The 12,256-nt window shown below is 57.5% G+C and carries 9 protein-coding genes and 1 pseudogene; 7 read left to right on the forward strand and 3 right to left on the reverse strand.

The annotated features are described in order from the left end of the window. Positions 1-76: 76 nt before the first annotated feature. Positions 77-532: a type II 3-dehydroquinate dehydratase gene (locus ACNYC6_RS27830; protein WP_419710106.1), complete on the reverse strand. Its 456-nt coding sequence runs from the start codon at positions 530-532 to the stop codon at positions 77-79. A gap of 15 nt (positions 533-547) precedes the next feature. After that, positions 548-1,903 carry an MFS transporter gene (locus tag ACNYC6_RS27835; protein ID WP_419710107.1) on the reverse strand — a complete coding sequence of 452 codons (1,356 nt, stop codon included), beginning with the start codon at positions 1,901-1,903 and terminating at the stop codon, positions 548-550. Between the two features lie 162 nt (positions 1,904-2,065). On the opposite strand from ACNYC6_RS27835, the gene ACNYC6_RS27840 reads away from it, so the two are divergent. The 7 genes and pseudogenes from ACNYC6_RS27840 (at position 2,066) to ACNYC6_RS27870 (ending at position 11,288) form a co-directional block, all read left to right on the forward strand. After that, complete coding sequence (locus ACNYC6_RS27840) at positions 2,066-2,950, forward strand: LysR family transcriptional regulator (protein WP_419710108.1); 885 nt, start codon at positions 2,066-2,068, stop codon at positions 2,948-2,950. 60 nt (positions 2,951-3,010) lie between these two features. Further along, the gene (locus tag ACNYC6_RS27845) at positions 3,011-4,402 is read left to right on the forward strand and encodes an MFS transporter (RefSeq protein WP_419710109.1); all 1,392 of its coding nucleotides are present in this window, start codon (positions 3,011-3,013) and stop codon (positions 4,400-4,402) included. A gap of 310 nt (positions 4,403-4,712) precedes the next feature. Beyond that, positions 4,713-5,219, forward strand: coding sequence for a sigma-70 family RNA polymerase sigma factor (locus tag ACNYC6_RS27850; RefSeq protein ID WP_419710110.1), 507 nt, complete (start codon positions 4,713-4,715; stop codon positions 5,217-5,219). Further along, positions 5,219-6,157, forward strand: coding sequence for a FecR domain-containing protein (locus ACNYC6_RS27855; protein WP_419710111.1), 939 nt, complete (start codon positions 5,219-5,221; stop codon positions 6,155-6,157). The genes ACNYC6_RS27850 and ACNYC6_RS27855 overlap by 1 nt, the downstream gene beginning before the upstream one ends. 70 nt (positions 6,158-6,227) lie before the next feature. Beyond that, the gene (locus ACNYC6_RS27860) at positions 6,228-8,636 is read left to right on the forward strand and encodes a TonB-dependent siderophore receptor (RefSeq protein WP_419710112.1); all 2,409 of its coding nucleotides are present in this window, start codon (positions 6,228-6,230) and stop codon (positions 8,634-8,636) included. Positions 8,637-8,840: 204 nt separating this feature from the next. After that, positions 8,841-9,306: pseudogene (locus tag ACNYC6_RS27865) on the forward strand (transposase); the annotation flags it as partial. Between the two features lie 473 nt (positions 9,307-9,779). Beyond that, on the forward strand, positions 9,780-11,288 hold the full coding sequence (locus tag ACNYC6_RS27870) for an ABC transporter substrate-binding protein (protein WP_419710113.1): 1,509 nt from the start codon (positions 9,780-9,782) through the stop codon (positions 11,286-11,288). A 161-nt stretch (positions 11,289-11,449) separates the two neighbouring features. Here the strand turns inward: ACNYC6_RS27870 and ACNYC6_RS27875 are convergent, their stop codons facing one another. Continuing rightward, a complete protein-coding gene (locus ACNYC6_RS27875) occupies positions 11,450-12,034 on the reverse strand; it encodes a hypothetical protein (protein ID WP_419710114.1) in 585 nt (194 codons plus the stop codon). Positions 12,035-12,256 lie beyond the last annotated feature (222 nt).

Here is a 12,256-nt window from a genome sequence, read left to right on the forward strand (position 1 = left end):
ACTGAATTTCAGGTGCAGGCGGCCCCGGCAACAATCTGCCAAGGGACCACCGTGAAAGGGCTAAAGCGCAGACGTATCAGTGATTGGCAATCTTGCGACGCAACAGGTCATCAATGGCCCTGATGGCCAGGGGATAACCATCGGCCCCCATGCCGCAGATCACCGCATTGACCACGCCGGACATGATCGAGTGGCGATGCAGCTCATCGCGGGCGTGGATGTTCGACAGGTGCAGTTCGATCAGCGGTGTGTCGAGCAACTTCAGGGCATCGAGCACTGGAATAGAGTGAAACGAAAAACCGGCCGGGTTAATGATCACTGCCGCGCCCTGTTCGAAAGCTTCCTGAATCCAGTCGACCATCACGCCTTCGTGATTGGTCTGGCGAAAGTCGCATACCAGGTCAAGTTCCTCGGCCAGCCTTTCACTGGTCTGGCGAATTTGTTCGAGCGTGGTGTGGCCGTAAATGTGTGGCTCGCGACGACCCAGCAGATTCAAGTTTGGGCCGTTGAGGATGAAGACGGTGCGGTTCATGGTCGTCCTGGTGCGTTATTTGGAAAGAATGGCGGTAGCGTGGCTGTCGACGGTGTCGTCTTTGGCAACGGCATTGAGGTCGATGCCACGGGTTTCCGGGCCGATGACGATCATGGCCAGCGAGATCAGGTTGATCACTGCGCACAGTGTCACCAGAGGCCATGGCGAGTTGTTGGACTGGCTCATCATCCACACGGCGATCATCGGCATAGGGCCGCCAATCACCAGGTTGGCGCCGGTGTAGGCCAGTGCCGAACCCGAGTAACGAACCTGGGTGGGGAATGCTTCGGCGAATGCCACCGGCTGAATGCCGCTCTGGAACTGGGTGAAGCCCAGGAACAGCCCCATGATTGCCATGATGGCGGGGACGTTCAGCGTGTTGAGGATCGGGAAGTAGACGAACAGGATCAGCAAGGTCATGCAGGAGCCCAGGGCCAGCGCCTTTTTGCGACCCCAACGGTCCGCCAGGTAACCGCCGGCCAGCGCACCGAAAATGGCGCAGACGTTCGCCACCATCAGCGACATGAAGCCCGTCGACTGACTGAAACCCAAGTGCTTGGTCAGGTAGCTGAGGGAAAAGATCACGATCAGGTAGAACAGCGCGGCAGGCGAGCAGAAGAACAACATCAAGCGCAGAATGGTCTTGTAGTGGCTGCCGACAGCCGATTTGAGCGGGCTCTTTTCCTGCTTGACCGGGGTCTTCTTCAAGGCGACGAATGCCGGTGTTTCATCGACTTTCAGGCGAATGAAGATCGCGACCACCACCAGCACGAAGCTCATGAGGAAGGGGATTCGCCAGCCAAAGCTTTCGAATTGCTCGCTGGAAAGTGTCGCTGCCAAGCCCATCAACACACCATTGGCCAATATCTGGCTTAGCGGTGAGCACAGGCCGAGCATGCCCGAATAACGCCCTCGACGGTCGGGGGAGGCGTGCTCCAGCGCCATCAGTTGTGCCCCGGTGGACTCGCCGCCCAGGGCGAAACCTTGAATGATCCGCAGTATGACTAGAAGGATGGGCGCCCAGATTCCTACCTGGCCGTAGGTTGGCAACAAGCCCATCAATACCGAAGCCAGCCCCATCATGCTCACGGTGGCCAACATCAGGTTGCGACGGCCGAGTTTGTCGCCGAGGTAACCACAAGTGATGGCACCCAATGGCCGTGCGGCCAGGCCCACGCCGAAGGTCGCCAGCGAAGCGAGCAGGCCGGCGGTCGGTTCCATCGCCGGGAAAAACAGCTTGGGCAGAATGGTCGCCGACACGGCGCCATAGAGCGTGAAGTCAAACCATTCCAGGGCAGTGCCTATGGTCGCGGCGGTCACCGCTTTGCGAGGCATGCGCAAATCATGAGTCTCGTGACTGGTTGTGCTCATTGAGGTGCTCGTCGTTTTTATGATTATGGGGTGCCCCGACGATCCAGCCCGAACGAGGGCGCCAGCAGAAACGTCGAAGTGAGTAGACGTTAACCCATACTGCTTGCAGAATAATTATCGAATTCACGATAAATAGATAAGCTAACCTTATGGGTGGAGATGATGGAACTGCGTCACCTGAAAGCCTTCGTCGTCGCGGCCGACCTGCAACACTTCAGTCGCGCAGCCGAACAACTGGGCATTGCACAACCCGCGCTGAGCCAATTGATGCGCACGCTCGAGTCCGAATTGGGGCTGATATTGTTTCGCCGGGAAAACCGCGGGGTGGTGCTGACGGCTGCCGGCGAGGCGTTCCTGCCCCATGCGCGGCAGTCAATCGACTCCAGCGAGCTGGCAATAGCCGCTGCCCGGCGAGCCAGGCGGGGCGAGGTGGGCGAGATCAACATCGGCTACCACTCGGCATTGTTCGAGGCCAACTTGCCGCAATTGCTCCGGCATTACTTCAGCACTTTCCCCGAGGTCAAGGTCTCGCTGGTTGACGCCGGTATTCGCGCGCAGTTCGACATGCTGCTCGACCACAAACTCGACCTGGCCTTTGCCAGGGTGTTCAAGGATCACCTGCCGGAACGTCTGCGCACCCATCATTTCAGCCAGTCCAGACTGGTCCTGCTGATCCCGGACAACCATGAACTGGTCGATGGTTTCAGCGGCGACCTGGCGATGCTGCGCCATGAAAAGTTCGTGTTTCTGCAGGACAGCGCCGGCATTGGTCTGACTTCCCACACCCTCCAGGCCTGCCGGCAGAACCAATTGCACCCGCAGAACATCATGTATGTGCCGTCGCTGATGAGTATCCCGGGGCTAGTGGCCGCCGGCATCGGCCTGAGCATCGTGCCCGAAGCCATGACCCGCCTTAGCATGCCCGGCATCCGCATTGTGCCCTTGGCTCAAGAGGAAATGGTCAGTGAGCTGTCGCTGATTTCACGGATTGACGAGCGCTCCAGTGCAGTGCTGCATTTTATCGAAGAGGCCCATGGGTGGGGATAACCCTGGCCGCGTTTCAATAGTAGAGTGTCGAGCCCTGTCGTAATGCCACAGAGATGACTGATGTCACAACGTCGCTCAACATTGATTGCCCTTTTGGTCGCGGTCACGTTCTTCATGGAGAACCTCGACGCGACAGTGATCGCGACCGCGTTGCCGGACATGGCCAGAACCTTTGGTGTGCCGGCGGTGGATGTAAACATTGGCATGAGCGTGTACATGCTCGCGGTGGCGGTGTTTATTCCCATCAGCGGCTGGTTGGCCGATCGCTTCGGCTCACGTCTGATCTTCAGTTCGGCGATCGTGTTGTTCAGCCTGTCTTCGTTGCTCTGTGGCCTGAGTGACAGCCTGCCGGCCTTTATCGCCGCGCGCGTGTTGCAGGGCATCAGCGGCGCGATGATGGTACCGGTCGGGCGCCTGGCGGTACTTCGCACGACCGAAAAGAAAGATCTGGTGCGGGCCATATCCGTTATCACCTGGCCCGGTCTGGTGGCCCCGATACTCGGCCCACCCTTGGGCGGATTCATCGTCACCCACGGGACCTGGCCGTGGATTTTCTACCTCAATCTGCCGTTGGGCGTGTTGGCCCTGATAGCGGCGTTCGTGCTGCTTCCCAGACAAGAGCAGATCGTTACCCGGTCTTTCGATTTCACCGGTTTCGTGCTCGCGGGCGGCGCCAGCGCTGCGGTGCTATTGGGTATGGAAATGCTCGGGCAAAACCCGGCCAGTGGGCTGTCGGCACTGGCACTCAGTGGGGCGGGGGCGATGCTCGGTGTCCTCGCCTGGCAGCATATGCGTCGGCATCGGCAACCGTTGCTGGCGCTGGACGTATTGGCCGTGCGGACCTTCAGCGTCAGCCTGTGGGGCGGGTCGGTCTTTCGCATTGCCATCAGCACCTTGCCGTTTCTCCTGCCGCTGATGTTTCAACTGGCCTTCGGCCTTTCAGCGCTGGATTCAGGGCTTCTGGTGCTGGCAGTGTTTGCCGGCAACCTGGCCATGAAACCGTTCACCACCAGAGTGATGCAACGCTGGGGCTTTCGCCCGGTGCTGCTGATCAACGGTGTCCTGGGCGTACTGGCGATAGCGGCCTGCGCCTGGCTGGACAAACAAATGAGTTGGGCGCTGGTCATGTTCATTCTGTTCGTCGGCGGTTTGTCGCGATCCATGCAGTTCACCGTGTTCAACACCCTGGGCTTTGCCGATGTGCCCAAGGCGCAGATGAGTGAGGCCTCGACCTTGTTCAGCATGTTCTTCCAGCTGAGCATGGCCATGGGAGTTGCCACGGGCGCCTTGCTGCTGCGCTTCTCAATGGGCATCCATGGCAATACCGGGATCGCTGGGACGGACGATTTCCAGCTGACCTTCCTGTGTGTCGCCGCGGTGGCGGCAGTTGCCTTGCTGGACATCCTGCGATTGCCGGCGAAGGCAGGTGAGTCGGTCTTGCAGCGGACGTAAGGAGGGTGGTCAGGGATTGGCGACGAGCGGACATCCAGACCTACCTATGGGGCCCAAGTCTGTAACCTCCGCAAACGAAACCTGTTACAGCCGATTGCACTGTGCGAACAGCGCCCGGACTAGACCTAATCCATCATATTTTTCCTGTCAGCCATTTTTTGTCGCGAGCCGCACGTTAAGAGTAATGAAATAAATCTGGCTCTCAGCGCGCCCTTCAATGATGTTCAGTGCATGCAATGTGCCTGTCTACTTGTGATTGATATGAGAATTATTATCAATTAATATCGGCGCTTCTTTCGGGAGGCAGATAGTGAGCGAGGAAGGTATAGGTCTTCTCTATGCAGAGCACAGCAGTTGGCTGACGGGTTGGCTGTACCGCCGTTTAGGCTGTAGCAGTCAAGCCGCTGACCTGGCGCAAGATACGTTCTTGCGCATCCTCATTTCCCAGCGTAAAAGCGGCGAAAGCCTGGCCATCGACCGACCACGGGCCTATCTGGCCACTGTTGGCCAGCGCCTGGTTTGTGATTACTTTCGTCGCCAGTCGCTCGAGCGCGCCTACCTCGAACTGCTCGCCACAATGCCTGAGGAGTTTGTCCTGTCGCCGGAGGAGCAATGGCAGATGCGCGAAACTCTGCTGCAGCTGGATGCCTTGCTCGACCGCTTGAAGCCTGTCGTTCGAGCGGTGTTTCTCCTGGCGCAGATCGATGGTCTGACCTACGTCCAGATCGCCCGGCAACTCGGCATTGGCGAGCGCACGGTCAAACGCCATATGTGCACGGCGTTCGAAGCCTGCATCCTGTCTGACGTGACGTTCTAATGGCCGAACACGCCCCCATCAGCCCTGATGTCGCGCGCCAGGCCGCCCACTGGCTAGTCCTGATGCATGACCAATCCTTGAGCGCTGGCCAACGACAAGCGTGCGCGCAGTGGCGTGCCACCAACCCTGAACATGAACGCGCCTGGCAGCGTGTGCAACGGGTGCAACGACAGCTCGGCGGCCTGCCACCCGCACTCGCCATGGGCACGCTCAACCGGGAACGGCGCCAGGCAATGAAAAAGCTGCTTGCATTGGCTGCGCTGGGACCAGCGGGTTACTTGGGCCATCGAGTTGGCACCACCCAAGGCTGGATGGCGGACTACCGTACAGCGGTCGGCGAACGACGTCAGCTGACACTCGCTGACGGCAGTAGGGTCGACCTGAATACAGACAGCGCCATTGATGTGCGCTTTGACCCCGGGCAACGGTTGATCCATCTGCTGCGCGGGGAAATATTGATAGTCACTGGCGCCGACAGCGCTCGGCGCCCACTGCGAGTCGTCAGTGAGCAGGGGCTTCTGGAGCCTTTGGGCACGAGTTTCAATGTGCGCCAGCTCGATGGCATCACCCAACTGTCGGTGCTGGAAGGCCGAGTGCGGGCCACGCCCACGCACACCACGCCGCAGATTGTGGATGCCGGCGAACAACTGTATTTCAGTGCTGGCACCTTCGGACCTCTGCGCCCGGTCAGCGATGTGGCTACCTGCTGGACACAAGGTGAACTGGTGGCCGAGAACTTGCCACTGGGAGATTTCCTTCAAGAGCTGGCTCGCTATCGCTCCGGCTGGTTGCGCTGTGACGGAAGCGCCGCGGCGTTACGCATCAGCGGTGGCTTTCAGCTCGACAATAGCGACGCCATCCTTGCCGCATTGCCGACCACGCTGCCGGTGACGGTGGCGTATCGAACCCGCTATTGGGTAACCGTTAGCAAAGCGTGATTTTTTGGCCCGTTTTTTTATGGCGCCCGTCCTTAGTAGTGAATCTGAAATTACCAAGGACATGTGCTCTATGAGCCTCCCCCGTTTTCCGCGCGCGGCCACGCGCAACTCCCTCGCCATAACATTGTTGACCCTTGCTCTGGCGGGCCAGCCGCTGCGTGCCCACGCAGACGAAACCGCCCATCATTACAGCGTGCAGGCAACGAGTCTGACGCAAGCACTCGCTGGCTTCAGCTCGCAGGCGAACATTACTGTGCAGTTCGCACCGGAGTTGGCCCATGGCTTGAATTCACCTGGATTGCTGGGGGAATACAGCGTAGAGCAAGGCCTCGCTGCATTGCTGGTGGGTTCCGGGCTCAAGGCAGTCCAGTTGGGCGAGCGGATTTATGGGTTGGAAAAAATCCCCGTAATGGATGGCACGTTGACGCTGGGTGTTACCGATATCAATGCCAGCGCCGGCGATGGCTCGGAAGAAACAGGTTATGTAAGTGAAAACATCAGTAACGTCGGCGCGCTGGGCGGCATGCGATTGCAGGACACGCCGTACTCAATGAGCGTGACCTCGCAGGCGCTGTTAAAAAATTTGCAGGCCACATCGACTGACGATGTGTTCAAGCGCAATCCCTTTGCCCAGCTTTACTCGCCGAAAAGTGCCGGCTATGCCAGTGCCATGACCATTCGAGGTTTCGGCGGCTCTTCCAGTCTGAACATTGCCAATGACGGGCTGCGTTTCAGCACACTGGCCGATGGTGGCAACTTCATCGAAGACACGGAGCAGCTGGAATTGGTAACCGGCCTTACCGGTTTTTTGTACGGCCCGGCATCGCCTGGCGGATTGGCCAACTATGTACTGAAGCGACCCACCTACCAGCGCTACAACAGCGTCACGCTCGGCAATGCCGGTGGTGAGAACTACTACTTGCACGGCGACTTCGGCGGGCCGATCGATGACGAAGGCAAATTCGCCTATCGCCTCAACCTGCTGACCCAAGACGGTGAAACGGCAATCGATCTGCAAAAGCGTCGGCGGCAGATGATCAGCTTGGCAGTGGACTGGAACATCAGCGACGAGCTCCAGGTGCAGTTCGATGCGTCCCATAAAGAAAGCGAGATCCGTGGCTTGACCAGCTATTGGTACTTCGCCAACCAGGCGTTTCGCCCCAGCGCCTCTTCGCTTGACACTGACAAACTCTACAGCCAGAGATGGGCATTCAGCGATAACCAGACCGACAAGGCCGGCGTGCGCGCCAACTGGCGTCTAAATGACACCTTCAGCTTGCGTGCAGCCTTTGCGGCCCAGCAATACACCCAGGAGTACACTTACACCGGCCCGCAAGTCGACGCCCCAGGTCGTTATACCCAGCCGTTGTATGCGTTTGCGCCCCTTGAGACGCAAGAGTATTCCGGTTACCTGTTTCTTGACTCACAATTCGCCACTGGCCCGCTGGGCCACAAGGTAACGCTGGGTTACCAGGGCAATAGCGCACGCAGCCTGATGTACGAGGACCACATCCCGACTCAGCAATACACCTCGGTGATCGGGCCGGCCGTATCGCTTGATGAGCAGCCCCAGGTGAGCAAGACAGGGTATTCGATCGGGCACGGCGATCAGCACATCTCCAGCACGACCGATACCAACAATTTCCTGCTCGGCGACATCATCACGTTTAACGAGCAGTGGTCGACGATCCTGGGGGCAACCCATACCCAGATCAAGGCCTACAACAACGATTTCATCTATTCCGCCACGGCGCGCAAAACGGAGTACGACAAGAGCACCACCTCACCGAACGTGTCACTGATCTACAAGCCCGTGCCGTGGCTTACCACCTATGCCACCTACATCGAAGGACTGCAAAGCGGCGGCGTAGCACCCGCCAGAGCCGTCAACTCGGGCACGGCCCTGGCACCGCAGATCAGCGAACAATACGAGCTGGGCGCTAAGGCCAGCATCGGTGAAACGCTGGTGACCCTGGCTGTGTTCAATATCGACAAACCCAACACCTACACTAATACCGCGAGGGTCTTCGTTCAGGACGGGCGCCAGGAAAACAACGGGCTCGAGTTCAGCGTAACGGGTAAAGCCACCCCGCAACTGACCATTGTCAGCGGGTTTACCGTGCTAGATCCCGAAGTGAAAAAAGGGGCCTCGGCGGCGAACAACGGCAACAGCCCGATCAACGTAGCCAAGCAGCTCGCCAAGGTCTATGCCGAATACGATGTTGCCTCTGCCCCCGGCTTTGTCATCACCGGCGGAGCGTTCTACACAGGGAAGCAATACACCGACGAGGCCAACGACTACACGCTGCCGTCATTCACTACCTACGATATCGGCGCTCGCTACCGCCTGCCGGTGGCAGACAACACGCTGACCCTGCGAATGAATGTCAGCAACCTGACCGATAAAAAATACTGGCTCAATGGCAGCTATCTGGGCGACCCACGCACCGTCGCTTTCTCGGCGCAACTGGAGTTCTGACAGCCTGTAAGGATCTTTGAATCGCCCCTGATTTTCTGGACGCATCCGACTGGCTCCTTTTGGCCCAGAGTGTGTAAAAACGCCTCCGCAAACCCTTGCTATGATTTCTGATGATTTCATCGCAGGGATTGCCCATGAAGCGCTTTATCCAAGGCGAACATCGAGGCCAAGGCACCTTACTTCCCGAAAGCCTCGACGACTACGGTGACCAACGTCGGTTCCGACCGCGATCAACTCAGCTCAATGGCCATGCAGGCCCGCGAGGCGATGGCGTCCGATACGTTGTCGGTGGTGGCTGATTGAGGTTATTTCAAAAGTGAACAAATCCTCGCTTGTCACGACGCCGGCATCACCGCCTATGCGCCCAAACCGATGACCTCGGGAGCCAAGGCTGACGGGCGTTTCAATAACGATGCCTTCATCTATGATGCGGCAAAAAACGAATACATTTGCCCGGCTGAGCAATGCACCGGAGATGATGCGAGTCCGAAAACGGACTGTTGAGCATCCCTTCGGGACGCTCAAACAATGGATGGGTGCGACGCACTTCCTGGCGCGGAAGCTGGCCGGGGTGGGTGCGGAAATGAGTTTAAATGTGCTCGCTTTCAACATGAAACGGATCATGAAAATCATCGGTGCTAACGGTTTGATGAAGGCGTTGTCGGCCTAAAAAAGGCTGATTTTGGCCCATCCCAGAGGCTGTAAAAACAGCATTGACGTGTTCCAGGTCGCGACTGATGCGACACGCAGCATTTGCCTTACGATCGTTCAGCCACGAACGTCGATGATCCAGGACGATGAGGCCATGAGCGTTTTTACACACTCTGGGCCGGTAGCAGCCTGTTTTACGGAAGCAAATGCCAACCACGCCCCAAGGGAGGATAACTGCCACGTTGGTTATCGTGGCGCGCGATTGCTGGCCTCGCAAGAGTAATGTCACAATGATGCGCCACGCCTTGCACGCTCAACGATTAGCGCGATTCCCGGACTATCATCATGCCAAGCCTCTGTTGCTGTTCTAACACGCCAGGCCCGCCGAAGAGACTTCTCCTGGTTCGGCTGCTTCGATTGCTATGTTTTGTGCTGCTCTGGGATCAGGCTGCGTGGGCGGGTCCTGGCCCTCAACAGAATGGCGACGAACAGGTGATTGATGTACAGCTACGCTGGAAACATCAGTTCCAGTTCGCGGGCTACTATGCCGCCATCTCAAAGGGCTATTACCGCGAAGAAGGACTGGACGTGCGCTTGCACGAAGGTGGCCCCAATGTCACACCGGTCGAAGAAGTGCTCTCTGGGCGTGCCCAATACGGCGAGGCCAATAGTGAATTGCTCTACGCACGCCTGCATGGAAAGCCCTTGGTAGCGCTGGCGGTGATTTTTCAGCATTCACCTTCCGTGCTCGTGGCTCGCAAAGATCAAGGTGTTCGCACTGTGCACGACCTGATCAGTAAGCCGTTGATGCTGATGGATGCACAGACCGATGCCGATTTTCTGGCGATGTTCCGTAGCGAGGGTATACCCCTCGAAAAACTACAACTGCTACCCAGCAGTTATCAAATTGGGGATCTAGCCAGCGGTAAAGTGACGGCGTTCAACTCGTACCTGACCAACGAGCCCTTCTACCTGCAACAGCGGGGCGTGGAATACAACATCATCTCGCCCGTCACCTACGGGATCGACTTCTACAGCGACATCCTGTTCACCAGCCAGGCCGAGATTGACGAACATCCACAGCGGGTCGAGGCCTTCCGCCGCGCTACCCTGCGCGGCTGGCGTTACGCGATGGATAACCCCGAGCAAATCATAGACCTGCTGCTCAATCAGTATTCGGTGGAGAAAAGTCGCGCGCACTTGCAATTCGAAGCTCAGGCCATGCGTCCGCTGGTGGTATCTGATCTGATCGAGATCGGTCATATGAATCCAGGGCGCTGGCAACGTATGGCTGAAACCTTCCTCGAACTGGGTATGGTCGACAATATCGCCGGTCTGGAAAACTTCATTTACGATCCCAACCCGCCACAGCTCGTCGAGCGGCTGCGCAAGACCATTGTGCTGATCAGCATCGGCTGTGTGCTTGTCCTTATGTTCGCTCTGGTTCTGTTGAATGCCCAGCGCCATCTGCGCAACGAGATCAAGTTGCGCAAACTCGCCGAAGAGGAAGTACACAAGCTGGCCTTCTATGACAGCCTGACTGGCTTACCCAATCGCAATAGCTTTATTCCTTTTGCTAGTCAGAAGCTGCTGGCCGCAAAGAGCCGTGGAGAACATCTGGCCCTGTGCTATATCGACTTGAATCACTTCAAGCAGATCAATGATCGTTTTGGCCACCAGGCAGGTGATGCCATCTTGATCCACGTAGCCACGGCCATCAAATCCAAACTTCGCGAGTTCGAAATAGCCGCGCGCATGGGTGGTGACGAATTCGTAGTGCTGCTCGACGGCGCGCATCACAGAAGCGATATCCAGCGCATCACCCATGAAATCTGCAAGGCCGTCGACCTGCCCATTCCATGGAAAAACAGCCAGATCAAGGTCAGCGCCAGCCTGGGGGTGGCGTGGTATCCGGAAGATGGCGAAGGTCTGGACGATCTGATTTTCAAGGCCGACACCGCCATGTTCCAAAGCAAAGCCAGTATCGCTGCGCAGGCTTGAAGCTGCTTGCGTGGTGCCCCAGCGAAAAGACCTGGTAGTTAGAAACCAGTGCGCCACTGCGGTTTGCGTGAGCGTCGTCCTTCGCGTGACGCTTCTAGTCAGCGCCGTGACCGACCCGGTCAGGAAAAAAACCATTGCACAACGGCGGCTGTCCTACTGAGTCAGTCCGCTATAAGGGTGAAGTACTCGACCGCAAAATAGCCGACCTGATAGATCAGACTAAACAGTGCAAGTGGCAGTTGTACTCGACGCCGCTTCTGTGTGATGCCAATCAACACGATGCCCAGCATGATGACGGTATGGGCGGTATACGCCGTTCCCAATGTCTGCCAGCGGGCGTTACCCTTGAGGGAGGTATCGACAAGGTCCATGACCGTAAGAAGAGCGATGAGCCCGAAGAACCAGGCACGTCGTTCCAGCAGGTAGCTTTCATAGCTGCCGAACTCTCTCACGTCGGACGGAAACAGCATCGTCGATACCATGAAGTAGAGGGCGCAATAGCAAACAATGAAAAAGTAAGACTCGAACGTCCATACCGGTACCTGCGTAAGACGAACCTCCCACCACCAGAACGTCATGATTGAAATGAGCGCCCAGACCACCCAGCTCATGTGTATCCAAGACCATCCGAATTGACGCGGGTGTTCGATGATCGATGCGATCCCCTTGAGCAACGTCGTTATGCCCAGCCCCAGAATGATGCTTAGGACGATGCGGATATGCGAATAGATTTGGTCTGGGGTCATCTCACTGCGCCGAATTTCTGAAGCGTTGCTACGACACTTGAGCGTCGTGTCCTAGGCTTTCAGGACAAGAACCGACGTAGGTAGGTGCCTGCGTGCTCCTATGGGTTGCAACCGCAAGCCTGCGATCCATACTGCACAACGATCGCTTTGCCCTTTGGGTCTTAGCGTAGATTGGCATCGATGACGTCATAAGGTTTTTTTTCGCAGACGATTGCGTCACCC

The sequence above is a fragment of the Pseudomonas sp. NFX224 genome (assembly GCF_048565165.1).
Lineage (GTDB): Bacteria > Pseudomonadota > Gammaproteobacteria > Pseudomonadales > Pseudomonadaceae > Aquipseudomonas.